At 71.4% G+C, this 24,173-nt stretch carries 19 protein-coding genes; 4 read left to right on the forward strand and 15 right to left on the reverse strand.

All coding sequences use genetic code 11. The features are described 5' to 3' along the window. Positions 1-60 precede the first annotated feature (60 nt). The 3 genes from pyk to pta form a co-directional block, all read right to left on the reverse strand. Complete coding sequence (gene pyk / locus AB0L21_RS25330; RefSeq protein ID WP_365700639.1) at positions 61-1,488, reverse strand: pyruvate kinase; 1,428 nt, start codon at positions 1,486-1,488, stop codon at positions 61-63. Between the two features lie 84 nt (positions 1,489-1,572). Next, positions 1,573-2,784, reverse strand: coding sequence for an acetate kinase (locus AB0L21_RS25335; RefSeq protein ID WP_365786521.1), 1,212 nt, complete (start codon positions 2,782-2,784; stop codon positions 1,573-1,575). Continuing rightward, a complete protein-coding gene (gene pta / locus AB0L21_RS25340; RefSeq protein WP_365700650.1) occupies positions 2,781-4,901 on the reverse strand; it encodes a phosphate acetyltransferase in 2,121 nt (706 codons plus the stop codon). Before pta ends, AB0L21_RS25335 begins: the two co-directional genes overlap by 4 nt. 193 nt (positions 4,902-5,094) lie before the next feature. Here pta and AB0L21_RS25345 point away from each other — a divergent pair, with 193 nt between their 5' ends. Further along, positions 5,095-6,120, forward strand: a complete 1,026-nt coding sequence (locus AB0L21_RS25345; RefSeq protein WP_365786523.1) for an ATP-dependent 6-phosphofructokinase — start codon at positions 5,095-5,097, stop codon at positions 6,118-6,120. Here AB0L21_RS25345 and AB0L21_RS25350 read toward each other — a convergent pair. The 7 genes from AB0L21_RS25350 to AB0L21_RS25380 form a co-directional block, all read right to left on the reverse strand. Beyond that, entirely contained in the window at positions 6,117-6,815 is a 699-nt protein-coding gene (locus AB0L21_RS25350; RefSeq protein WP_365786525.1) for an XRE family transcriptional regulator, read from the reverse strand. The genes AB0L21_RS25345 and AB0L21_RS25350 overlap by 4 nt on opposite strands. Positions 6,816-6,923: 108 nt before the next feature. Further along, positions 6,924-7,751 carry a carbohydrate ABC transporter permease gene (locus AB0L21_RS25355; RefSeq protein ID WP_365700656.1) on the reverse strand — a complete coding sequence of 276 codons (828 nt, stop codon included), beginning with the start codon at positions 7,749-7,751 and terminating at the stop codon, positions 6,924-6,926. Next, the gene (locus tag AB0L21_RS25360; protein ID WP_365700658.1) at positions 7,751-8,614 is read right to left on the reverse strand and encodes a sugar ABC transporter permease; all 864 of its coding nucleotides are present in this window, start codon (positions 8,612-8,614) and stop codon (positions 7,751-7,753) included. The genes AB0L21_RS25355 and AB0L21_RS25360 overlap by 1 nt, the downstream gene beginning before the upstream one ends. Next, the gene (locus AB0L21_RS25365) at positions 8,611-10,002 is read right to left on the reverse strand and encodes an extracellular solute-binding protein (protein WP_365786527.1); all 1,392 of its coding nucleotides are present in this window, start codon (positions 10,000-10,002) and stop codon (positions 8,611-8,613) included. Before AB0L21_RS25365 ends, AB0L21_RS25360 begins: the two co-directional genes overlap by 4 nt. A gap of 70 nt (positions 10,003-10,072) precedes the next feature. Continuing rightward, complete coding sequence (locus AB0L21_RS25370; RefSeq protein WP_365786529.1) at positions 10,073-10,342, reverse strand: Scr1 family TA system antitoxin-like transcriptional regulator; 270 nt, start codon at positions 10,340-10,342, stop codon at positions 10,073-10,075. Further along, complete coding sequence (locus AB0L21_RS25375; RefSeq protein WP_365700664.1) at positions 10,321-11,013, reverse strand: response regulator; 693 nt, start codon at positions 11,011-11,013, stop codon at positions 10,321-10,323. The genes AB0L21_RS25370 and AB0L21_RS25375 overlap by 22 nt, the downstream gene beginning before the upstream one ends. After that, positions 11,010-12,629: a sensor histidine kinase gene (locus tag AB0L21_RS25380; RefSeq protein ID WP_365786531.1), complete on the reverse strand. Its 1,620-nt coding sequence runs from the start codon at positions 12,627-12,629 to the stop codon at positions 11,010-11,012. The genes AB0L21_RS25375 and AB0L21_RS25380 overlap by 4 nt, the downstream gene beginning before the upstream one ends. A gap of 154 nt (positions 12,630-12,783) precedes the next feature. Between AB0L21_RS25380 and AB0L21_RS25385 the strand changes: the two genes are divergently transcribed. Next, the gene (locus tag AB0L21_RS25385; RefSeq protein WP_365700668.1) at positions 12,784-14,172 is read left to right on the forward strand and encodes a cation:dicarboxylase symporter family transporter; all 1,389 of its coding nucleotides are present in this window, start codon (positions 12,784-12,786) and stop codon (positions 14,170-14,172) included. A gap of 134 nt (positions 14,173-14,306) precedes the next feature. Here the strand turns inward: AB0L21_RS25385 and AB0L21_RS25390 are convergent, their stop codons facing one another. After that, complete coding sequence (locus AB0L21_RS25390) at positions 14,307-14,921, reverse strand: TetR/AcrR family transcriptional regulator (RefSeq protein WP_365700670.1); 615 nt, start codon at positions 14,919-14,921, stop codon at positions 14,307-14,309. 139 nt (positions 14,922-15,060) lie between these two features. Here AB0L21_RS25390 and AB0L21_RS25395 point away from each other — a divergent pair, with 139 nt between their 5' ends. Together AB0L21_RS25395 and AB0L21_RS25400 are read left to right on the forward strand one after the other, a co-directional pair. Next, positions 15,061-16,734: an MFS transporter gene (locus AB0L21_RS25395; RefSeq protein WP_365786533.1), complete on the forward strand. Its 1,674-nt coding sequence runs from the start codon at positions 15,061-15,063 to the stop codon at positions 16,732-16,734. Between the two features lie 182 nt (positions 16,735-16,916). Then, the gene (locus AB0L21_RS25400) at positions 16,917-19,148 is read left to right on the forward strand and encodes an ATP-dependent DNA helicase (protein WP_365786553.1); all 2,232 of its coding nucleotides are present in this window, start codon (positions 16,917-16,919) and stop codon (positions 19,146-19,148) included. A gap of 58 nt (positions 19,149-19,206) precedes the next feature. Here the strand turns inward: AB0L21_RS25400 and AB0L21_RS25405 are convergent, their stop codons facing one another. The 4 genes from AB0L21_RS25405 to AB0L21_RS25420 all read right to left on the reverse strand — a co-directional run. Beyond that, a complete protein-coding gene (locus AB0L21_RS25405; protein WP_365786535.1) occupies positions 19,207-19,698 on the reverse strand; it encodes a membrane lipoprotein lipid attachment site-containing protein in 492 nt (163 codons plus the stop codon). Positions 19,699-19,764: 66 nt separating this feature from the next. Beyond that, a complete protein-coding gene (gene glgB / locus AB0L21_RS25410; protein WP_365786537.1) occupies positions 19,765-22,146 on the reverse strand; it encodes a 1,4-alpha-glucan branching enzyme in 2,382 nt (793 codons plus the stop codon). Beyond that, positions 22,143-23,537 (reverse strand): maltokinase, encoded by a 1,395-nt coding sequence (locus AB0L21_RS25415; RefSeq protein WP_365700678.1) that lies wholly within the window; start codon positions 23,535-23,537, stop codon positions 22,143-22,145. Before AB0L21_RS25415 ends, glgB begins: the two co-directional genes overlap by 4 nt. 96 nt (positions 23,538-23,633) lie before the next feature. Further along, a partial coding sequence (locus tag AB0L21_RS25420) for an alpha-glucosidase C-terminal domain-containing protein (RefSeq protein ID WP_365786539.1) occupies positions 23,634-24,173 on the reverse strand: 540 nt, incomplete at its 5' end.

A 24,173-nucleotide genomic window follows, 5' to 3' on the forward strand; every position in this document is an offset into this window, starting at 1 on the left:
GAGGGCGCCCCCTGTCGCAGGGGGCGCCCTCGGTGCCGTACAAGACCCGTGCCGGACCGGTCAGTTGCTCATGGTGCCCAGGTGGTGGACGCGGAGCATGTTGGTGGTGCCGGGGACGCCGGGGGGCGAACCCGCGGTGATGATGAGGGTGTCGCCCGTCTCGAAGCGGCCGAGCCGGGCGATCTCCTGGTCCACCAGGTCGACCATCTCGTCGGTGGTGTTCACGAACGGCACGACGTGCGACTCCACGCCCCAGCTCAGGGTGAGCTGGTTACGGGTGCCCTCGTCGGTGGTGAAGGCGATGATCGGCTGGATCGCGCGGTAGCGGGAGAGCCGGCGCGCGGTGTCGCCGGACTGGGTGAAGGCGACCAGGCCCTTGCCGCCGAGGAAGTCGGCGATCTCGGCGGCGGCACGGGCCACCGAACCACCCTGCGTGCGCGGCTTCTTACCGGGGACGAGGGGCTGCAGGCCCTTGGAGAGCAGTTCCTGCTCGGCGGCGGTGACGATCTTCGACATGGTCTTGACCGTCTCGACCGGGTAGGCGCCCACGCTGGACTCGGCCGACAGCATGACCGCGTCGGCGCCGTCCAGGATCGCGTTGGCGACGTCGGAGGCCTCGGCGCGGGTCGGACGCGAGTTGGTGATCATCGACTCCATCATCTGGGTCGCGACGATCACCGGCTTGGCGTTGCGCCGGCACAGCTCGATCAGGCGCTTCTGCACCATGGGGACCTTTTCGAGCGGGTACTCGACGGCGAGGTCACCGCGGGCGACCATCACGCCGTCGAACGCCATCACGACGTCCTCCATGTTCTCCACCGCCTGCGGCTTCTCCACCTTGGCGATGACGGGGACGCGGCGGCCCTCCTCGTCCATGACGCGGTGGACGTCGTGGATGTCCTTGGCGTCCCGGACGAAGGACAGCGCGACCAGGTCGCAGCCCATGCGGAGGGCGAAGCGCAGGTCCTCGACGTCCTTCTCGCTCAGCGCGGGCACGTTGACGGCCGTGCCGGGCAGATTGATGCCCTTGTGGTCGGAGACGACACCGCCCTCGATGACGATCGTCTTCACCCGCGGCCCCTCGACGTCCAGGACCTTCAGCTCGACGTTGCCGTCGTTGATCAGGACCTGGTCGCCGCGCGAGACGTCGCCCGGCAGCCCCTTGTACGTCGTACCGCAGATGTGCTTGTCACCCGGCACGTCCTCGGTCGTGATGACGAACTCGTCACCGCGCTCCAGCTCGACCGGACCCTCGGCGAAGGTCTCCAGACGGATCTTCGGGCCCTGCAGGTCGGCGAGGACGCCGATGGGACGGCCGGTCTCCTTGGAGGCGGCCCGGACGCGGTCGTACCGCGCCTGGTGCTCGGCGTGGGTGCCGTGGCTGAAGTTGAACCGGGCCACGTTCATGCCCGCCTCGATCATGGCGACGAGCATCTCGTGGGAGTCGACCGCGGGGCCGAGAGTACAGACGATTTTCGAACGGCGCATGGGGCGATCCTATCGGTTTGTTTCGCTACGGAATATTCCGTCTGGCGGAAGATACAAATGAGTGCCACACCGCTCAGGTGCTATTCAGTTGTTCTTTCCGACCAGTGCGTAGGTCTGCGTCGCGATCTCCAGTTCCTCATCCGTCGGCACCACCGCGACCGCCACCCGGGCGGACTCCGGTGAAATCAGCCGCGGTTCCCCGCCGCGTACGGCGTTGCGCTCCGGGTCGACCGCCAGGCCCAGGCCCTCCAGCCCCGCGACGGCCGCCTCCCGCACCGGTGCCGCGTTCTCGCCGACCCCGGCGGTGAAGGCCACCGCGTCCACCGTGCCGAGCACCGCGTAATAGGCGCCGATGTACTTCTTGATCCGGTGAATGTAAATGTCGAAGGCGAGCGCGGCCTCTTCGTCGCCCTCGTCGATCCGGCGGCGGATCTCCCGCATGTCGTTGTCCCCGCACAGACCGAACAGACCGCTCCTCTTGTTGAGAAGAGTGTCGATCTCGTCCATGGACATATCCCCAACCCGGGCCAAATGGAAGATGACGGCCGGATCCAGATCACCGGATCGCGTACCCATCACGAGTCCCTCCAAGGGGGTCAGTCCCATGGAGGTGTCCACGCACCGCCCCTTCTCGACGGCGGAGACGGAGGCGCCGTTGCCCAGGTGCAGCACGATCACGTTGACCTCGGACGGGTCCTTGCCCAGCAGCCGCGCGGTCCGACGCGAGACGTAGGCGTGCGAGGTGCCGTGGAAGCCGTAGCGGCGGATGCGGTGACGGTCGGCGATCTTCGGGTCGATCGCGTAGCGCGCCGCCGGCTCCGGCATCGTCGTGTGGAACGCGGTGTCGAAGACGGCGACCTGGGGCAGGTCGGGGCGGAGCGCCCGCGCGGTGCGGATGCCGGTGAGGTTGGCCGGGTTGTGCAGCGGGGCGACCGGGATCAGCCGCTCGATCTCGGTGAGCACCTCGTCGTCGATGACGGTGGGCTCGGTGAAGAACATCCCGCCGTGCACCACCCGGTGCCCGATCGCGGCCAGCTCGGGGGAGTCCAGGCCCAGGCCGTCCCGGGCCAGCTCCTCGGCGACCGCCTTCAGGGCGGCGTCGTGGTCGGCGATCGGCCCGGTGCGCTCACGGGTGTCGCCGCTGGTGAGGCAGGTGTGCTCGATCCGGGAGGTCTGCTCGCCGATGCGCTCGACCAGGCCCACCGCGAGCCGGCTGCTGTCCCGCATGTCCAGCAGCTGGTACTTCACCGACGAGGAGCCGGAGTTGAGGACGAGGACACGGGTGGGGGAGGTCACTGCTGGGACGCCTTCTCGCTGGGGGACTGGTTCGCGCCGGGGGCCTGGGCGGGGCTCTGGGCCTGGATCGCCGTGATGGCCACGGTGTTGACGATGTCCTGGACGAGCGCGCCCCGGGACAGGTCGTTGACCGGCTTGCGCAGACCCTGGAGCACCGGGCCGACGGCGATCGCGCCGGCCGAGCGCTGCACGGCCTTGTAGGTGTTGTTGCCGGTGTTGAGGTCGGGGAAGATCAGCACGCTGGCCTGCCCGGCGACCTCGGAGCCGGGCAGCTTGGTGGCGGCGACGGACGGCTCCACGGCCGCGTCGTACTGGATCGGGCCCTCGATCTTCAGGTCGGGCCGGCGCGAGCGGGCCAGCTCGGTGGCCTCGCGCACCTTGTCCACGTCGGCGCCCGACCCGGACGTCCCCGTGGAGTACGACAGCATCGCGATCCTGGGCTCCACGCCGAACCGCGCGGCCGTGGTCGCCGACTGGACGGCGATGTCCGCGAGCTGCTCGGCGTCGGGGTCCGGGTTGACCGCGCAGTCGCCGTAGACCAGCACCTTGTCGGCGAGGCACATGAAGAACACCGACGAGACGATCGACGTGTCCGGCTTGGTCTTGATGATCTCGAAGGCGGGCCGGATGGTGGCCGCCGTGGAGTGCACCGAGCCCGACACCATGCCGTCGGCCAGGCCCTCCTGGACCATCAGGGTGCCGAAGTAGTTGACGTCCGACACGACGTCGTAGGCCAGTTCGACCGTGACGCCCTTGTGGGCGCGCAGGGCCGCGTACTTCTCGGCGAAGGCGTCGCGCAGCTCGGAGGTGGCCGGGTCGATCAGCTGGGTGTCACCGAGGTCGATGCCGAGGTCGGCGGCCTTCTTGCGGATCTGGTCGACCGGACCGAGCAGGGTCAGGTCGCACACGCCGCGGCGCAGCAGCACCTCGGCCGCGTGCAGCACCCGCTCCTCGGTGCCCTCCGGCAGCACGACCCGCCGCTTGTCGGAGCGGGCCTGCTCCAGCAGCTTGTGCTCGAACATCATCGGGGTGACCCGGTCGCTGCTCGGCGCCGAGACCCGGCGGGCCAGGTCGGTGGTGTCGGCGTACCGCTCGAACAGGCCGAGCGCGGTCTCCGCCTTGCGCGGGGTGGCCGCGTTCAGCTTGCCCTCCAGGGAGAACAGCTGCTCGGCGGTGGGGAAGCTGTTGCCGGACACCGAGAGGACCGGGGTGCCGGGGGCGAGGCGGGCGGCGAGGGTGAGGATCTCCTCGCTCGGCACCTCGTTCAGGGTGAGCAGCACACCGGCTATCGGCGGCGTGCCGGCGCTGTGCGCGGCGAGCGAGCCGACGACCAGGTCGGCGCGGTCGCCCGGAGTGATGACCAGGCAGCCCGGGGTCAGGGCGCCGAGGAGGTTCGGCAACATGGCGCCGCCGAAGACGAAGCCCAGCGCGTCCCGGGCGAGCCCGGAGTCGTCGCCGAGCAGCACCTTGGCGCCGAGGGCCTGGCCGATCTGCGCGACCGTCGGCGCGGACAGGGCGGGCTCGTCGGGGACCACGTACGTCGGCACCGGCAGCCGGTTCGCGAGCCGCTCGGCGATCTCGTCGCGGTCCTCGCGGTCCACCCGGTTGGCGACCATGGCGAGCACGTCACAGCCGAGGCCGTCGTAGGCGCGGTAGGCGTTGCGGGTCTCGGCCAGCACGGACTCGGCGGACTGCTTGCGGCCCCCGACCACCGGGATCACGGACGCGCCGAACTCGTTGGCGAGCCGGGCGTTCAGCGACAGCTCGTCCGGCAGCTGGGTGTCGGCGAAGTCGGTGCCCAGGACCAGGACGACGTCGTAGTCCCGGGCCACCAGGTGGAAGCGGTCGACGAGGGCGGAGACCAGCTCGTCGGTGCCCTGCTCGGCCTGGAGCGCGGACGCCTGGTGGTAGTCCATGCCGTAGACGGTCGCCGGGTCCTGCGCGAGGCGGTACCGGGCCCGCAGTAGCTCGAACAGGCGATCCGGGCCGTCATGGACGAGCGGACGGAACACGCCCACCCGGTCGACCTGCCGGGTCAGGAGTTCCATGACCCCCAGCTCCACGACCTGGCGTCCGTCACCGCGGTCGATCCCGGTCACGTACACGCTGCGCGTCACGTGTCCACTCCGTTCCTCATGTCGCTTTCGTCGCCTCTTCGGCATAAAAATCGCCCACCGAGGTGAGCAGGACCCTCTTGACAATACCCCTGCCGACGGATAAGGCGCCCGTCAGGATCTCGCTGGCTCGGTGGACGTGAAAGAATCGACAGCGGCTCACCGGCACACGACAGCGAGCAGGAGACACAGCACGATGCGTATCGGAGTTCTCACCGCAGGCGGCGACTGCCCCGGCCTGAACGCCGTGATCCGGTCGGTCGTGCACCGGGCGGTGGCGCAGTACGGCGACGAGGTCATCGGCTTCGAGGACGGCTACCGGGGTCTGCTCGACCGTCACTACCGCACCCTCGACCTGGACGCGGTCAGCGGCATCCTGGCCCGCGGCGGCACCATCCTCGGCTCTTCCCGGCTGGAGCGCGACCGGCTGCGCGAGGCCTGCGAGCGGGCCACCGACATGGTCGGGGAGTTCGGCATCGACGCGCTGATCCCGATCGGCGGCGAGGGCACCCTGACGGCCGCCCGGATGCTCTCCGACGCCGGCCTCCCGGTCGTCGGCGTGCCCAAGACCATCGACAACGACATCTCCTCCACCGACCGCACCTTCGGCTTCGACACGGCCGTCGGCGTGGCCACCGAGGCGATGGACCGCCTGAAGACCACCGCCGAGTCCCACCAGCGGGTGATGGTGGTCGAGGTCATGGGCCGGCACGCCGGCTGGATCGCCCTGGAGTCCGGCATGGCCGCCGGCGCCCACGGCATCTGCCTGCCCGAGCGCCCCTTCGACCCCGCCGACCTGGTCAAGATGGTCGAGGAGCGGTTCGCCCGCGGCAAGAAGTTCGCCGTCATCTGCGTCGCCGAGGGCGCCCACCCCGCCGAGGGCACCATGGACTACAGCAAGGGCGAGATCGACCAGTTCGGCCACGAGCGCTTCCAGGGCATCGGCACCGCGCTGGCGTACGAGCTGGAGCGGCGCCTGGGCAAGGAGGCCAAGCCGGTCATCCTCGGTCACGTCCAGCGCGGCGGCGTCCCCACCGCGTACGACCGTGTCCTCGCCACCCGCTTCGGCTGGCACGCCGTCGAGGCCGCCCACCGCGGCGAGTTCGGCAGGATGACCGCGCTGCGCGGCACCGACATCGTGATGGTGCCGCTCGCGGAGGCCGTCACCGAGCTGAAGACGGTGCCGAAGGACCGGATGGACGAGGCGGAGTCGGTTTTCTAGGCGGTCCGCTTCTCCACCGCCGTCCAGAAGTTCTCCACGACCCGGTCGAGGAACTCCCGCCCGGAATCGCTGGCGCTCCTGCTGCCGCCACCCCAGCTGAGGGTGGCGGCCATGTGCCCCTGGTAGTCCTCGTGCAGCTCCTGCAGCGCCCCGTCGAGGACGTCCGGTTCCAGGGGCACCAGCTTGCGCACCGGCCGCACATAGGCCTGCCGGCGCGTGGTCACCGCGCTGCGCAGCAGGCCGGCGAGCTTCGCCTCGCGGCCGGTGACGGCGACGAAGTCGGGCAGGGCGAGAGCGAGGACCTGGGCGAGCGCGGCCGACTGGCGCTCGTCGCCCCGCCACTGCCCGCTCTCCTCCATCCGCAGATACGACCGCAGGTCCGTGCCGACGGCACGGGCGACGTCCTCGGGCGCGACGGAACGGGCGATGCGATGCTCGCGCAGGGTCCGCGGGCGGCCGAGGAGTTCGCCCGGAGAACACCACAGCACGCCCGCGAGAGCGGTCAGTTCGAAATTGCCCGGGCTGACGGCACCGCGTTCCCAGGCGATCACCAGATCGGGTGTGACATACGGCAGCCCGTACGAGGCCCGCAAGCCGTGGGCGACGTGCTCGGGGCCCATACCGAGCGCGGCGCGCAGCCGGCGGGCCGCCGGGGCGTTGAACGCAGGAGCTGAGGGTTGGCGCACCCGCCACACGCTAGGGGTGCGGCGACGGGATGGCCACCGTCCGTTCGGACAGGACCACGGATGGTGGGAACGCACAGTTCCGGCCGTTCGCCAGGCAACGGACGGAACCCCTCCGGCTCACCCCTTGACCGCGCCGCCGAGCGCGAACCCGCCGCCCAGCCGCCGTGCCACCAGGACGTACAGAAGGATCACCGGCGTCGAGTAGATCACCGAGAACGCGGCGAGCTGGCCGTACGCCACCATGCCCCGGTTGCCGAAGAAGTCGTTGATGCTCACCGAGGCCGGCATCTGCTCCGGGGTGAGCAGCAGCATGAACGGGACGAAGAAGTTCCCCCACATCATCACGAACGAGAACACGGTCACGACGGCGAGCCCCGGCCCCATCAGCGGCAGCACGATCCGGACGAGGGACTGCGCCGCCGAGGCCCCGTCCGTCCAGGCCGCCTCCTCAAGCTCCGTCGGCACGCCGTCCATGAAGTTCTTCATCAGCCAGATGGCGAACGGCAGCTGGGAGGCGGCGAAGAAGAGGATCGTGCCCTGGAGGGTGTCGATGAGGTTCACCCGGACGAACAGGGCGTACACCGGCACCATGATCGCCGTGATGGGCAGGCTCGTCGCGAACAGGATCGTCAGCAGGAACGGCCGGTTCAGCCGGGACCGGAACCGGGACAGCGGATACGCGGCGAGGGCGGCGCAGCCGACGGTCAGCGCCGTGGCGCCCCCGCACAGGAGGAGGCTGTTGAGCAGCGGGGTGTAGGTGATGTCCGGGGTCAGGATCGCGTCGAAGTTGGCCAGGGTGAGGCCGTCCGGGACCCTGACCCGGAGGCCGGCGTGCGGGTCCACGGCGGACAGCAGCACCCAGGCGAGGGGCAGCGCGAAGGCGGCGGCCACCGCCAGCAGCGAGACATCGGCGGCGAACCGCCGGGAGGCACGGTTCCTGGCCATCAGACCTCCGTCCGCAGCAGCCGCAGGTAGACGACGGAGAACAGGGAGCCGACGACCAGCAGGAGCAGGGCGACCGCGGTGCCGTACCCGATCATGCTGTTCTGGAAGGCCTGTTCGTACATGAACAGCGGCAGTGTCTGGCTCCGGTCACCGGGCCCGCCCCGGGTCATCACCCAGACCAGCCCGAAGACGGAGAGCGTCTGGAGGGTGTTGAGCATGAGGTTGGTGCCGATGGAACGCCGGATCATCGGCAGCGTGACGTGCCACAGCCGCCGCCAGCCGCCGGCCCCGTCCACCTCGGCGGCCTCCGTGACCTCGGCGGGGATCTCGTCCAGCGCGGCGGAGTACACCAGCATCGAGAACGCCGTCCCGCGCCAGACGTTGGCGAAGGACACCGCGAGGATGGGCAGCGTGAACAGCCAGTTCTGGCGGGGCAGATGGAGCCAGTCCAGGATGGCGTTCAGGGTGCCCTCGCGCCGGAAGAACGCGTAGAGCAGGAACCCGGCGACGACCTCCGGCAGCACCCACGCGGTGACGACCACGGCGCCGGTGAGGGTGCGGACGGGCTTCGACGCACGCTTCATCAGCGCGGCCAGCGCCAGCCCCAGCGTGTTCTGCCCGACGAGCGAGGACAGCACCGTGAACACCAGGGTGAGCCAGACGGCGTTCAGGAACGCGTCGTCCTGGAACGCCCTGCGGAAGTTGGCGAAGCCCACGAAGGAGGAGTGGGCCTGGCCGGTCAGCTGGAGGTCGGTGAAGGCGATCCAGACGCAGTAGGCGATCGGCCCGGCGAGGAACAGGAGCAGCAGGACCAGGGCGGGGGCGACCGGGAGGACCCGGACGGCCGGGTTCCGGCGCCTCACTTCCGGACCACTTGGCCGCCGGTGACGTCCTTGAGCGTGGCGTCGTACTCGCTCGCCGCCTTCTCCACGGACAGGTCACCGGTCGTGACCGCCTCCATGGCCTCCTGCACGGCGGTCGACACCTTCGGGTACGCCGGGTACGCGGGCCGGTAGTGGGTGCTGGCCACCAGGTCGGTGAAGAACTTGATGCCGGGCTGGGCGCCGACGTACTTCGGATCGGCGGCGACGTCCTTGCGTACGGCGATCCCGGAGTTGGCGATGTACCACTTCCGGGCGTTGTCCTTCGTCTGCATCGTCCGGACGAACTCGAAGGCGAGGTCGGGATTGGCCGCCTTGGCCGGGATGGACCAGGTCCAGCCGCCGGACATGCTCACCTTGCCGGGCGCCTGCCCGGCCTGCGTCGGCATGGCCGCGAGCCCCAGCTGCTTCGACCAGTCCGGCCACTCGTGCCCGCTGCCCGGCAGCCAGGCATACGGCAGCCAGGAGCCGTCGAGGGCGATGCCGAGTTTGCCCTGGGGGAGCAGCTCGCCGTTGACGGTGGTGTTGAAGTTCGGGTCGAGGGCGTCGGAGACGTCCGGGCCCAGCTTCTCCCGGTAGACGGTCTCCACGAAGGCGAGCGAGTCCTTGAAGCCCTGCGACCCGGTGATCCACTTCTTGCTGCCGCTGTCGTACAGCGGGTCCTGTGTACCGTCGCCCGTGCCGTACAGGAGCATTTCGAAGCCCTGCATGGTGGCCCGCTCACCGGCCGGCTTGCCGGTGTAGACGTTGAGCGGGACGACGCCGGGGACCTTCCGTTTGATGGTGCGGGCGGTGGCGAGGACGTCGTCCCAGGTCTTCGGCTGCCAGTCCAGCGGCAGCCCGGCCTTCCGGAACACCCGCTTGTCGAACCACAGCCCGCGGGTGTCGGTCCCGTCCGGGACGCCGTACGTCTTCCCGTCCTGCCCCCTGGCCGCGGCCTTCGCGGTGTCGATGAACTGGCGCCAGTCCGGCCACTTGGCGAGATAGGGGTCGAGCGGCTTCAAGTACCCGCTGGTGATGTCGGAGTTGATGAGGAAGGTGTCCTCGTAGACCAGGTCCGGAGCGGTCCTGGGCGAGCGCAGCATCTGCTGGAGCTTGGTGTAGTACTCCGAGTCCGGGGCCTTGATCGGCACGAACTCGACCTTCTTGCCGGGGTGCTGGTGCTCGAACTGCTTCTTCATGCCGGCGAGGTAGGTGTCCATCACCTTGACGGAGTTGTCGGTGGACTGCTTGTACGACACCTTGACCGTGTCCGGGCTGCTGCCGGAACCGCTGCCGCAGGCGGTGAGAGCGGTGGCGGCGAGAGCGGCGGTGAGGAGGAGGGGGACGGGGAGGCGGCGGAAGTGGGCGGCGGTGGGGCGCACGGACATGACCTCCTGAGCGCACGTGCTGGCGCGGAGATGACTGCCGTGTGAAGGTAAGAGGAGTGGTCTAGTCAGGTCAATGAGTCTGCGCGGTATTGATCCTCGGCGGACTGCAGCAGCAGTTGGCGCCCTCTCCGCAGAGGGTGAACGGGACGACCCGCAGGGTCACGGTCTCCCGCCCGGACATGTGCAGCAGGCGTTCCAGCTGGCGCCGCGCGACTGCTGACCCGTCTGGAGCGGCCCCGGCAGGCGCACGGTGACGGCGATGCGCAGGCGTGTGGTGTGCCACTCCGTCTCGGCGATGTCCGGCCTGCGCCGACGCCCTCACCGCCCCTGCGACACCCACCGGTACACCAGCTCCGGCCGGCCCACCTGCCCGTACAGCGGACTCCGGCCGGCCCGTCCCGCGTCCACCAGGTGTTCCAGGTACCGGCGCGCCGTGATCCGTGAGATGCCCACCGCCTCGGCCACCCCGGCCGCCGTGAGCCCTTCCTCCGCGTCCCGCAGCGCGGACGTCACCCGTTCCAGCGTCGGCCCGCTCAGCCCCTTCGGCAGGGCGGCCGGTGTCGGGGCGCGCAGGGTGGCCAGGGCGCGGTCCACCTCGTCCTGGCCGCTCGCCTCGCCCACCGCCGCGTGGAACTCGGCGTAGCGGACCAGCCGGTCGCGCAGCGTGGCGAACGTGAACGGTTTCAGGACGTACTGGACGACACCCAGGGAGACACCTTCCCGCACCACCGCCAGGTCCCGCGCCGAGGTCACCGCTATCACGTCGGCGTGGTATCCGGCGGCCCGCAGGGACCGGGCCAGCTGCAAGCCGTGCACGTCCGGCAGGTGCAGGTCCAGCAGCAGCAGATCCACCGCCGTACGGTCCAGGATCCGCCGCGCCTCAGCGCCCGTGTGCGCCTTCCCGACCGCGACGAATCCCGGCACCCGGCCGACGTACATCACGTGCGCGTCGGCGGCCACCGGATCGTCCTCGACGACGAGGACGCGGATGGGCTGCTCCTCGTTGGTCATCGGGTGCCACCCGTGGATGTGCGCAACGGCAACCGCACCTCGAACACCGCTCCGCCCTCCTCCGCCTCGGCCACCGTCAACGTGCCCTCGTGGCGGTTCACCGCCTGCCGGACCAGGGCCAGCCCGAGTCCCCGTCCGCCAGGCTCGGCGGGCTTCGTGGAGAACCCCCGCTGGAACACCAGGTCGGCATGGGCGGGGTCGACCCCCGGGCCCGTGTCCGACACCCGGAGCACCACTTCGGCGGCCGTAGCGTACGCCGTCACCGTCACCCGGGCCCGCACGCTGCCCTGCGCCGCGTCCACGGCGTTGTCGATCAGGTTGCCGAGGATCGTCACCAGATCGCGGGCGGACAGGCTCTCCGGGAGCAGGCCGTCGTCCAGGCGGCTGTCCGGTGAGACCACCAGCTCCACGCCCCGCTCGTTCGCCTGCGCGGTCTTGCCCAGCAGCAGCGCGGCCAGCACCGGCTCGCTGACCGCGGCCACCACCTGGTCGGTCAGGGCCTGCGCCAGCTCCAGCTCGGCCGTGGCGAACTCCACGGCCTCCTCGGCCCGGCCCAGCTCGATCAGGGAGACGACCGTGTGCAGGCGGTTCGCGGCCTCGTGCGCCTGCGAGCGCAGCGCCTGGGTGAAGCCCCGCTCCGAGTCCAGCTCGCCCATCAGCGACTGGAGCTCGGTGACGTCCCGGAGTGTGACGACCGTGCCCCGGTGTTCGCCGCCCGACACCGGGGAGGTGTTCACCACCAGCACCCGGGACGCGGTCAGGTGCACCTCGTCGACGCGGGGCTCCGAGGACAGCAGGGCGCCCGTCAGCGGGGCGGGCAGGCCCAGGCCGGCCACCGAGCGGCCGACCACGTCCTCGTCCGGGCCCACTCCCAGCAGCTCACGGCCGCCGTCGTTGATGAGCGCCACCCGGTACCGGCCGTCCAGCATGAGCAGCCCTTCGCGGACCGCGTGCAGCGCCGCCTGGTGGTAGTCGTGCATCCGGCTCAGCTCGGTGGCGTTCATGCCGTGGGTGTGACGGCGCAGCCGGGCGTTGATCACGTACGTGCCGACCGCGCCGAGCAGCAGGGCCACGCCCGCCACCCCGAGCAGGGCGGTGACCTGGTCCTGGACCCGGGCGCTGATCGTCTCCACCTTGATGCCGGCGCTCACCAGGCCGACGATCCGGCCGTTGTCCGAGATGGGGGTCACCGCGCGGACGGACGCGCCGAGCGTGCCGGTGTAGGTCTCGGTGAAGGTGCGGCCGTGCTGGGCGGGGCCGATGTTGCCGAGGAACCGTTTGCCGATCTGGTTCTTGTCGGGGTGGGTCCAGCGGATACCGGACGGGTTCATGATCGTCACGAAGTCGACGTTGGCGTCCCGCATGACCTGGAGGGCGTACGGCTCCAGCCGGGCCGTGGGGTCGGGGGTGCGGATCGCCTCTCGGACGGAGGGGGAGTCGGCGATCGACCGGGCCACCGCCGTGGCCTGCCGGGCGGCGGCGTCCTCGGCCTGCCGCTGGTCGCTGACGTAGGTGAACAGCGCGTACCCGGCCACGACCACCGCTATCAGCACGGCCTGCATGGCGAACAGCTGGCCGGCCAGGCTCCGGGGCCGGGGGAGGGTGGGTACGCGCATGTCAGCAGTGTGCCTCTCCGGTTAAGCGTGAACTAAATGAACGGAAGGGTGACCGCCCTCACAGGCCGGGAGATAGTCACGGCATTCCCCAAAAACGCCCGGACGTGAGCCGCACGCCGGTTGTTCGCCGACGAAGACGTCAAGGAGGGCAGTCGTGGCCGCCAGCACTCCCGATACGGCACCTGCCGCACCCCGCGTGAAGCGGGACCGGACCCATTACCTGTACATCGCCGTCATCGTGGCGGTCGCGCTCGGCATCGCCGTGGGGCTGATCTGGCCCGATGCCGCGGTGGAGCTGAAGCCGCTGGGCACCGGGTTTGTGAACCTGATCAAGATGATGATCTCGCCGATCATCTTCTGCACGATCGTGCTCGGCATCGGATCGGTACGGAAGGCCGCCAAGGTCGGCGCCGTCGGCGGCATCGCCCTCGGCTACTTCCTCGTGATGTCGCTCGTCGCGCTCGCCATCGGGCTCGTCGTCGGCAACGTGCTGCACCCGGGTGACGGGCTGCACATCACCAACGCCATCAAGGCGACCGGGCACGACCAGGTGTCCCCCGACGCGCTGCCGCCCGTCGACTTCGTGCTGTCGATCATCCCGACCACGTTCGTCTCCGCCTTCACCGAGGGCCAGGTGCTCCAGACGCTGCTGGTGGCCCTGCTCGCCGGGTTCGCGCTGCAGGCCATGGGCTCGGCCGGACAGCCGGTGCTGCGCGGCATCGAGCACATCCAGCGGCTCGTGTTCCGCATCCTGTCCATGGTGATGTGGGCGGCGCCGATCGGTGCGTTCGGTGCCATCGCGGCGGTGGTCGGTTCGGCCGGTGTCGACGCGCTCAAGAGCCTCGCCGTGCTGATGCTCGGCTTCTACGTCACCTGCTTCCTGTTCGTCTTCATCGTGCTCGGCGCGCTGCTCCGGGTCGTCGCGGGTCTCAACGTCTTCTCCCTGTTCAAGTACCTCGCCCGGGAGTTCCTGCTGATCCTGTCGACCTCTTCGTCGGAGTCCGCGCTGCCGCGGCTGATCGCGAAGATGGAGCACCTGGGCATCAGCCGGCCGGTCGTCGGCATCACCGTGCCGACCGGGTACTCGTTCAACCTCGACGGCACGATGATCTACATGACCATGGCGTCGCTGTACATCGCGGACGCGCTGGGCACGCCGATGTCGGTCGGCGAGCAGATCCCGCTGCTGCTGTTCCTGCTGCTGGCCTCGAAGGGCGCGGCCGGTGTCAGCGGTGCGGGCCTCGCCACCCTGGCCGGCGGTCTCCAGTCGCACAAGCCGGCGCTGGTGGACGGGGTCGGGCTGATCGTCGGCATCGACCGGTTCATGAGCGAGGCCCGGGCGCTGACGAACTTCGCGGGCAACGCGGTCGCGACGGTTCTGGTGGGCACGTGGACCAAGGAGATCGACAAGGTCCGGGTGCGGCAGGTGCTGGCCGGGGAGCTGCCGTTCGACGAGACCACGCTGCTGGACGAGGGCGCGGCGGAGGTGAAGGAGGTTCCCGAGCCCCGGGAGGACGGCGAGAAGGAACTCGCCAAGGCCTGATCCACCATAGAGTTGCCGGACGTCCGGCCCCGCCTGAACCCGGGCCGGGCGTCCGGGTTCCGCCGCCGGGCGGCTGAGGCTCCCCCGTAACTCAGCCGCCCGGCTCCTCCTTTGCGCTCAGACACTTCCCCTTGCTACGACACCTCGGCCACCAGTTCGGTGGCCCGTGAGGCGGGTACGCCCGCCGCGGTCAGGACGGCGACCGTGGCGGAGCGGCCCGCCTCTTCCGCTGTCAGGAGGCCGTCGTTCACCGCCTCCATCACCGCGAACAGCATCTGCTCGTGCACGTACGCGAGAGCCGGCGCGGGCAGCGGGGAGCTGAAGGCGCCCTCGTCCAGGCCGCGCTGGAGGAGGCGGATCTTGTTCTCGCGCAGGGGCGCGAGGCGTTCCCGGATGCCCTGCACGGTGACCGTGCGCTGGGCCAGGGCGATCAGCAGCCGGTAGCGGTCGGCGACCGGCCACAGGGCGAGCACCGAGCGGGCCACCGCCTCCGCCGGATCGGTCACTCCGGCGCGGGCCCGGGAGTCGGCGTCCGCAAGCGCGTCCACGGCTCCGTCGACCAGCGTGCCGATCAGCGCCTCCCGGCTGGGGAAGTGGCCGTAGACCGTCCGTCGTACGACCCCCGCCGCGCGCGCGATCTGGTCCATGGAGGCATCCGGATCGCGCAGCAGTTCGGTGAGGGCGACGTCGAGGATGCGGCGCCGGTTGGCGTCGGCGCGGCTGGGGTTACCCGTGGTCATGGCGGTCATTGTGCCTCCCCGGAGTGTTCCGGGCGTCTTCCGGCCGACTTGCACAGTGTTGTGCAACGACGTACATTGCACATGGTTGTGCAATTGCACGCCATGGTGCAAGTCCCGTCGCGCGTACCCGAGGAAGGCGACCCCTGCCATGCGACTCGTCATGACCGAACCGGTCGAAAGGATGGACCGCCCCTACGCCCGGCGGTGGTGGGCGCTGCTGGTGCTCTGCCTCAGCCTGCTGATCATCGTGATGGCGAACACCGCCCTCACGGTCGCGGCGCCCGACATGACCCGGGACCTCGGGCTCTCCAGCGCCGACCTGCAGTGGGTGATCGACGGTTACACCGTCCCCTACGCGGCGCTGATGCTGCTGCTCGGCGCGATCGGCGACAAGTACAGCCGGCGCGGGGCGCTCGTCCTCGGCCTGCTGGTGTTCGGCGGCGGGGCCGTCTTCGGGTACCTCGCCGACAGCGCGGCGACCGTCATCGCGGCCCGGGCCGTGATGGGCGTCGGCGCCGCGCTCATCATGCCGGCCACGCTCTCCCTGCTGGCCGCGACGTTCCCGCGCGCCGAGCGGGCCAAGGCGATCACGCTGTGGACCGCCACCGCCGGGCTCGCCATCGCCGCCGGTCCGGTCGTCGCCGGAGCCCTGCTGCGCGACCTCGGCTGGTCCTCGACCTTCCTGATCAACGTGCCCGTCGCGGCCGTCGCGGTCGTCGCCGCCTTCGTCCTCGTCCCGCCGTCCCGCGCCGGCCACCACGACCGCATCGACTACGTCGGCGGACTGCTGTCGGTGCTCTGGACCGGTGCGCTCGTCTACATGATCATCGAGGGCCCGCACTTCGGCTGGGGCGCCAAGGCCGTCGGGGCGGCCGTCGTCGCCGGCGTCGGCCTGGTCGCCTTCGTGCTGTGGGAGCTGCGCCACCCGCGCCCGATCCTGGACGTGCGCCGCTTCACCGGCCGCCGGTTCGCCGGCTCCAACCTCGCCGTCGCCCTGTTCTTCCTCGCCGTCTTCGGCGCCTTCTACTACCTCACCCAGCATCTGCAGTTCGTCCTCGGCTACGACGCCCTGGAGACCGGTGTGCGCATGCTGCCGCTCGCCGGCGCGGTCTTCGCCGGCTCGGCCCTGACCGGCTGGCTCACCCCGCGTGTCGGCATGAAGTGGACCGTCAGCGCGGGCATGGTCGGCGGCACGACGGCCCTCGCCCTGCTCACCCGGGTGGACGCGGGCTCCGCCTACGGCGACTTCGTGGCGCCCCTGATCATCCTGGGCCTCGCCATCGGCCTCGCCCTCTCGCCCTGCACCGACGCCATCATGGGCGCGTTCCCGGAGTCCGAACTGGGCGTCGGCGGCGCCGTCAACGACACCTCGCTGGAACTGGGCGGCTCGCTCGGCATCGCCCTCCTCGGCTCGCTGCTCGCCACCTCCTACGGCGACCACCTGTCCGACGTCACCGCCGGCAGCAAGCTCCCGGCGAGCGCCCTGACCACCGCCCAGGACTCGGTCGGCGCGGGGTACGCCGTCGCGCAGGGCATCGGTGAGAAGGCGGAGCAGGCCGCCGCGCGGGCCCAGCAGGCGAGCGACCCGCAGCAGGCCGCGCAGCTCAAGCAGCAGGCCGGTGAGCTGGCCGACGGCGCCCGGCAGATGGCCGACGCGGTGGGCTCCGCCTTCTCTGACGCGGTCGCCCACACCAGTCTGGTCGGCGCGGTGATCCTCGGTATCGGCACCGTCCTGGTGGCCGTCCTGCTGCCGCGCCGGGAGGCCGGCGCGCCGCAGGCCGCGCCCGAGGAGAAGGAATTGGCGGACAGCGCGGCCGGCTGACCGTCGCCTCCCCGTGTCCGACGCCCATCAAAAAATCCCCTGAGCAATTGCGCTCGGGGGATTGCTGTGCGTATATTCAATGATTCGCGACTTCATTACACAGAAGTCACGAAGTAATTTACTGAGCACAGTATATCCGGGCGGGAGCGGAATTGTCAAACACCGACTTTCCAGACGATGAAATCCGGCACGAGCAGGAATTCATCGACGGACTGTACGCGCGCGTGGACGTGCTGCGCGGCGAGGCCGAGACCTCCGTCGCCGACGCGCTCGCCCAGGGCGACAAGCCCATGCAGGCCCGGCTGGAGCGGGACATCCTGGTCGCCGAGCGCTCGGGGCTGCTCGCCGCGCTGAACGCCGTGGACGGCTCGCTCTGCTTCGGCCGGATCGACCTCGCCGACGGCACCAAGCACCACATCGGCCGGATCGGGCTGCGCGAGGACGACGCCGAGCGCACGCCGGTCCTCATCGACTGGCGGGCCGACGTCGCCCGCCCCTTCTACCTGGCCACCGGCCACACCCCGATGGGCCTGCGCCGCCGCCGGCACATCGCCTGCGAGGGCCGGACCGTCACCTCCCTGCACGACGAGATCCTCGACCTCGGCGACGCCACCCGCACCGGGCACGAGGACCCGAGCGGCGACGCCGTCCTGCTGGCCGCGCTGAACTCGGCCCGCACCGGCCGGATGAGCGACATCGTGCAGACCATCCAGGCCGACCAGGACCGCATCATCCGGGCGCCCCACCGGGGCGTGCTGGTCGTGGAGGGCGGCCCCGGCACCGGCAAGACCGCGGTCGCCCTGCACCGCGCGGCCTATCTGCTGTACGAGCACCGGGAGCTGCTGGCCCGCCGCGCGGTCCTCATCGTCGGCCCGAACCCGGCCTTCCTCGGCTACATCGGCGAAGTGCTGCCCTCCCTCGGCGAGACCGGGGTGCTGCTGGCCACGGTCGGCGAGCTGTTCCCCGGCGTGAAGGCCACCGCCGCCGACACGCCCGAGGCCGCCGCCGTCAAGGGCCGCGCCGGCATGGCCGACGTGCTCGCCGCCGTCGTGCGCGACCGGCAGGCCCTGCCCGACCCGGTCATCGCGATCGAGCACGACCGCGAGGTGCTCATGCTGGACGACGGCCTGGTGAACGTCGCCCGCGAGCGCACCCGCGCCGCCAAGCTGCCCCACAACGCCGCCCGCGAGTACTTCGAGGGGCACATCCTCAACACGCTCACCGAGCTGTACGCCGAGCGCGTGGGCACCGACCCCTACGACGGCAGCAGCCTGCTCGACGCCGCCGACATCACCCAGATCCGCGACGAACTCGCCGAGAACCCCGAAGTCTGGGACGCCATCGACCAGCTCTGGCCCCGGATCACCCCCCAGCGGCTGGTCGCCGACTTCCTCGCCGAGCCCGACGGCTACCTGCCGAAGGAGGACGCCGACGCGATCCGCCGCCCGGTGACCCGCGCCTGGACCGTCGCCGACGTCCCACTGCTGGACGAGGCGGCCGAACTCCTCGGCGAGGACGACCGGGTGGCGCGCGCCCGCGCCGAACGCGAACGCGAGACGCAGGTGGCCTACGCCCAGGGCGTCCTGGACGTCTCCTACGCCTCCCGGACCTACGAGTTCGAGGACAAGGAGGACGACGACCCGGACGCCTCCGAGGTCCTGTCCGCGCACCACATCATCGACGCCGAGCGGTTCGCCGAGCGGCACGAGGAGGCCGACCACCGCAGCGCCGCCGAGCGGGCCGCCGCCGACCGCACCTGGGCGTTCGGGCACATCATCGTGGACGAGGCGCAGGAGCTGTCGCCGATGGCCTGGCGGCTGCTGATGCGGCGCAGCCCGACCCGCTCGATGACCCTGGTCGGCGACCCGGCCCAGACCGCGGAGGCGGCCGGCGTCGGCTCCTGGGCGGACATCCTCACGCCCTACGTCGAGGACCGCTGGGAGCACACCCGCCTGGGCGTCAACTACCGCACCCCCGTGGAGATCATGGACCTGGCGGCGGCCGTGGTCCGCGCCGAGGACCCGGACTTCGAACCGCCGAGTTCCGTCCGCTCCACCGGTGAGCGGCCCTGGGTGCGGCGGGTGACCGACGACCTGCCCGGCGCGGTCGCCAAGGCGGTCGCCGAACTCGCCCCGGCGGAGGGCCGGCTCGCGGTGATCGCCCCGCGCGCCCTGCACCGCGCCCTGGCCGCCCGGCTGGACGGCGTCACGGCCGGCGCCGAACCCGACCTGACGCAGACGGTCGTCCTGCTCGACCCCCGCCAGTCCAAGGGCCTGGAGTTCGACGCCGTCCTGGTGGTGGAGCCGGGCTCCTACGGCACGAGCGACCTCTACGTGGCCCTGACCCGGGCCACCCAGCGGCTCGGTGTGCTGCACACGGGGTCGCTGCCGCCGGGGCTGGCCGACCGGGGGTGACGGTGCGGACGGCGGGCGTCCGGGGGCTGCCGCCCCGGGCCCCTGCACGCCCTCGTCCTCACCCGCCGGACGGGCCGCCGCCGCGCCGCTCCCGTGACATGCCGGGCGTCTTGCGCAGGTCCATGCCCTTCGTCGGCGTCAGCCCCTTCTCCGGATGCGCCCGGAAGGCCGCCGTCCAGGCCGTGGGCGGGCAGGAGCGGCCGTTGGGGTGCTCCTCGGCGAGCCGCGCCCGCCGACTGTCCCGTACGACGACCCGGCCGTCCTTCCTGGAGGTCACCGTCAGCCGCACCGGCAGCGGGCCGGCGCCCACGTCGTCCGGGAGCCGCACCGACAGCGACCGGAACGGATCGCCGGGATCGCCGGACGGCCCCTCGGCACAGCTGCCGTCCACGCACAGCCGTACCGTCACCGCGTCCCGCTGCCGGCCGAAGTCGGCGGGCCGCCACAGCACGGCGACACCCGACTCCATGTCCGCCAGGGTGCACGGCCCGTCCGGTGCACAGCCCGTCAGGGCCGCCACCGCCCCCAGCGCCATGACGATCCGCCGCATGTCCTCCCCCTCCGCCCCACCGGGCGCCGAGCCTAGGCGCAGCGCGGGGCGGAGGGCAAAGGCAGGTCAGGCCGGGCGGAGCCACACCGTCGCCAGCGGGGGCAGGGTCAGCCAGATGCTCGCCGGGCGGCCGTGCCAGGGCTGGGGCTCGGGCTTGACGACGTCCGCGTGGGTGACGTCACTGCCGCCGTAGCGGGCCGCGTCGGTGTTGAGGACCTCCACCCAGGCCGGTACCTCCTCCGGCACCCCGAGGCGGTAGTCGTGGCGCACCACCGGAGCCAGGTGGGAGACCGCGAGCAGCGGGGTGCCCTCGGCGTCGTGGCGCAGGAACGCGAAGACGTTGTCGTCCGCCGCGTCCCCGGTGATCCACTCGAAGCCCGCCGGGTCGGTGTCCCGCTGCCACAGCGCCGGGGTCGCCCGGTACACCGCGTTCAGGTCCCGGACGAGGTCCCGCACGCCCCGGTGGTCCGCCTCGGCGCCGTACGCCGGGTCGAGCAGCCACCAGTCGGGGCCGTGCGCCTCGGACCACTCGGAGCCCTGGGCGAACTCCTGGCCCATGAAGAGGAGTTGCTTGCCCGGGTGGGCCCACATGAAGCCCAGGTAGGCGCGCAGGTTGGCGCGCTGCCGCCACCAGTCGCCGGGCATCTTCGACACCAGGGACCGCTTGCCGTGGACGACCTCGTCGTGGGAGATCGGCAGGACGTAGTTCTCGCTGTACGCGTACACCATCGAGAACGTCATCTCGTGATGGTGGTAGGCGCGGTGCACGGGGTCGTGGCTCATGTACTGGAGCGAGTCGTGCATCCAGCCCATGTTCCACTTCAGTCCGAAGCCGAGCCCGCCGAAGCCGCTCGGGCCCTTGTGGTGGGTGGGCCGGGTGACGCCGTCCCAGGCCGTGGACTCCTCGGCGACGGTCACCACGCCCGGGCAGCGCCGGTACACGGTGGCGTTCATCTCCTGGAGGAAGGCCACCGCGTCCAGGTTCTCCCGGCCGCCGTGCTCGTTCGGCGTCCACTGGCCCGGCTCGCGCGAGTAGTCCAGGTAGAGCATCGAGGCGACCGCGTCCACGCGCAGCCCGTCGATGTGGAACTCCTCGCACCAGTACACGGCGTTCGCGACGAGGAAGTTACGCACCTCGCGCCGGCCGAAGTCGAACTCCAGCGTGCCCCAGTCGGGATGGGCGGCCCGCAGCGGGTCGTGGTGCTCGTACAGCGGACGCCCGTCGAACTCGGCGAGCGCCCAGTCGTCACGCGGGAAGTGCGCCGGCACCCAGTCCATCAGCACCCCGATGCCGGCCTGGTGCAGCTTGTCCACCAGGTACTTGAAGTCGTCGGGGGTGCCGAGCCGGGCCGTCGGCGCGTAGAAGCCCGTGACCTGGTAGCCCCAGGATCCGCCGAAGGGATGCTCGGCGACCGGCATCAGCTCGACATGGGTGAAGCCCATCTCCTTCACGTACGCGGGGAGTTGCTCGGCCAGCCGGCGGTACGTCAGCCCCGGACGCCAGGACGGCAGGTGCACCTCGTAGACCGAGAAGGGGGCCTCGTGCACCGGGGTGTCCGCCCGGTGCGCCAGCCACTCGTCGTCGCCCCACTCGTGGTGCGAGGCGTGCACGATCGAGGAGGTGGCGGGCGGGACCTCGGTACGGCGGGCCAGCGGGTCGGCGCGCAGGGTGCGCGAGCCGTCCGGGCGGGTGATCTCGAACTTGTACAGTTCGCCCTCGCCGATCCCCGGCACGAACAGCTCCCAGACCCCGGTGCCGCCGAGCGAGCGCATCGGGAAGCCGGTGCCGTCCCAGAAGTTGAACCCGCCGGTGACCCGGACGCCCCGCGCGTTCGGCGCCCACACCGCGAACCGGGTGCCGGTGACGCCCTGGTGGGTGGTGACATGAGCGCCGAGCGCCTGCCACAGCTGCTCGTGCCGGCCCTCGCCGATCAGATGCAGGTCCAGCTCGCCGAGGGTGGGCAGGAAGCGGTAGGCGTCCTCGGTCTCGTGCACCGTGCCGTCGTACGTCACCAGCAGCCGGTAGACGGGGACCTCGGTGAGCGGGAGCAGGCCGGAGAAGAAACCGTCGCCGTCGTCGTGCAGTTCCGCCCGCAGCTCGCCCGAGACGACGGTGACCGCCCGCGCGTACGGGCGGAACGCTCGGAAGGCGACCCCGCCCGGCACCCGGTGGGCGCCCAGCACGGAGTGCGGATCGTGGTGGGTGCCGTGCAGCAGCCGTTCCCGGTCGCCGGCGTCGACGGCCGGGGACACGGCGACCTCCGCACGGGGTGCCGCTGCCTGCGGGGGGACCGCCACGGCGGGCGCCGGTGCCTGCGGCGGGACGTCCACGGCGGGCGGTGGCGCCTGCGCGGGGACCTCCTGCGCCGGCGGCTTCCTGGCGGCGCTCTTCTTCCTGGCCGCGGAGTCCTTCTTGGCCTTGGATTCCTTGTGTCCCTTGGGGGTCACGGACGAGCCTCCTGGTCGGGCAGGGCGAGGCGGCGCACCGCGTTCAGCGGTACGGGGAGCCAGTCGGGCCGGTGCCGGGCCTCGTAGACGACCTCGTAGACCGCCTTGTCGGTCTCGTAGGCCCGCAGCAGCACCGGGTCGGTACGCGGATCGCGGCCGGCCACCTCCGCGTATCCGGAGCAGTAGGCGGACCGGCAGGTGTGCGCCCAGTCCGGGGCGGGCGGGGTCGCCGAGTGGGCCGCGTAGTCGAAGGAGCGGAGCATCCCCGCGATGTCCCGCACCGGCGGCTGCGGCATGCGCCGCTCGGCCAGCGGCCGGGCCGGCTCGCCCTCGAAGTCGATCAGCGACCACGCGCCGGACGGCGAGCGCAGGCACTGGCCGAGGTGCAGATCGCCGTGGACGCGCTGCGCGGTCCAGGTGCGGCCCTCGGCGGCGAGCGTGCCGAGCGCCTCGTACGCCGAGCGCAGCCCGCGCTCGTACGGCCGCAGTGCGGGCACCGCCTGCACGGCCGCCGCCAGCCGCTCGGTCATGCCGTCGACCAGCGACTCCAGCTGGGCGTGGCCGAGGGTGACCGTCGGCAGGGCGCGGGCGAGCGCGGTGTGCACCTCGGCGGTGGCCCGGCCCAGCGCGCGGGCCTCGGCGGCGAAGTCCTCACCCTTGGCCAGTTCGCGCAGTGCCAGCTCCCAGCCGTCGGCGGCGCCGCTCACATACGGCTGGAGCACGGCCAGGACGTACGTGTCTGCCGCCACCTCGGCGTGCAGCCAGGCCGTCGGCGCCGGCACCCGGGGGCAGCCCTCGCGGGCCAGGGCGAGGGGGAGCTCCAGGTCGGGGTTGACGCCGGGCACCACCCGGCGCAGCAGCTTCAGGATGAACGTATCTCCGTAGACCACCGACGAGTTGGACTGTTCGGCGGTCATCAGCCGGGCCACGAGGCCGGCCCGGATCTCCTGCGCCGGGTCCCGCTCGAAGCGCAGCCCGCCGATGCGGGCCTGGGTGCGCAGGGCCTCCAGGAGCACCTCGGCGGGCCGGGCGTCGTACAGGGCCTCGTACACCGTGCGTCCGGCGAGCGGGCCCTGCGTGACATGTCCGATCAGCGCGGGCGCCAGCCGGGGCGGCAGCGCCTCGCGCACGCCTATGAGGAGCTGGTAGCAGTCACCGGGGTGCGGCGGGGCGCCGGGCACGGTGGGCTGGTGGACGCGCACCAGCAGGTGGTAGAGGCCCAGCCGGCCGTCGGGCGGCAGCAGTTCGGTGACGGACACCGGGGTGAACCCGGTGACCGGGCGCCCCTTGCCCGCGAACCAGCGCTGCCGGGGCAGCCAGGCGCGCAGCAGGGGATCGAGCGAGGCGAGGAGTGAACCGGTGGTGCCGGAAGAGGTGACCGTTTCCGCCATGGGCGTCACGTCCTTTCCCCGGGGGGCGTCGGGGTGTTACTGATGCGTGCCCCGGGTGGGGCGGTGGAAACGCACCACCGCCCCACCCGGCCCGCGCTACACGGGTTCCCGGCGCAGCCGGAACCAGTAGAAGCCGTGTCCCGCGAGGGTGAGCAGGTACGGCAGCTCGCCGATCGCCGGGAACCGGACCCCGCCGAACAGCTCGACGGGGTGCCGCCCGCCGAACCGGCTCAGGTCCAGCTCCGTGGGCTGGGCGAAGCGGGAGAAGTTGTGGACGCACAGCACGAGGTCGTCCTCGTACTCGCGCAGGAAGGCGAGCACCGCCGGGTTCGACGACGGCAGCTCGGTGTAGGACCCCAGTCCGAAGGCAGGATTCTGCTTGCGGATCTCGATCATGCGGCGGGTCCAGTGCAGCAGGCTGGAGGGTGAGGCCATGGAGGCTTCCACGTTGGTGACCTGGTAGCCGTAGACCGGGTCCATGATCGCGGGCAGGAACAGGCGTCCCGGGTCACAGGACGAGAAGCCCGCGTTGCGGTCCGGCGTCCACTGCATGGGGGTGCGGACGGCGTCGCGGTCGCCGAGCCAGATGTTGTCGCCCATGCCGATCTCGTCGCCGTAGTAGAGGATCGGCGAGCC

The organism is Streptomyces sp. NPDC052721 (assembly GCF_040678315.1).
Classification (GTDB): domain Bacteria; phylum Actinomycetota; class Actinomycetes; order Streptomycetales; family Streptomycetaceae; genus Streptomyces.

Bases quoted from the DNA above. Each gene is read 5' to 3' on its own strand.
- pyk (WP_365700639.1), bottom strand. From the start codon at position 1,488: ATGCGCCGTTCGAAAATCGTCTGTACTCTCGGCCCCGCGGTCGACTCC.
- AB0L21_RS25345 (WP_365786523.1), top strand. From the start codon at position 5,095: ATGCGTATCGGAGTTCTCACCGCAGGCGGCGACTGCCCCGGCCTGAAC.
- AB0L21_RS25355 (WP_365700656.1), bottom strand. From the start codon at position 7,751: ATGGCCAGGAACCGTGCCTCCCGGCGGTTCGCCGCCGATGTCTCGCTG.
- AB0L21_RS25365 (WP_365786527.1), bottom strand. From the start codon at position 10,002: ATGTCCGTGCGCCCCACCGCCGCCCACTTCCGCCGCCTCCCCGTCCCC.
- AB0L21_RS25375 (WP_365700664.1), bottom strand. From the start codon at position 11,013: ATGACCAACGAGGAGCAGCCCATCCGCGTCCTCGTCGTCGAGGACGAT.
- AB0L21_RS25380 (WP_365786531.1), bottom strand. From the start codon at position 12,629: ATGCGCGTACCCACCCTCCCCCGGCCCCGGAGCCTGGCCGGCCAGCTG.
- AB0L21_RS25390 (WP_365700670.1), bottom strand. From the start codon at position 14,921: ATGACCGCCATGACCACGGGTAACCCCAGCCGCGCCGACGCCAACCGG.
- AB0L21_RS25395 (WP_365786533.1), top strand. From the start codon at position 15,061: ATGCGACTCGTCATGACCGAACCGGTCGAAAGGATGGACCGCCCCTAC.
- AB0L21_RS25405 (WP_365786535.1), bottom strand. From the start codon at position 19,698: ATGCGGCGGATCGTCATGGCGCTGGGGGCGGTGGCGGCCCTGACGGGC.
- AB0L21_RS25415 (WP_365700678.1), bottom strand. From the start codon at position 23,537: ATGGCGGAAACGGTCACCTCTTCCGGCACCACCGGTTCACTCCTCGCC.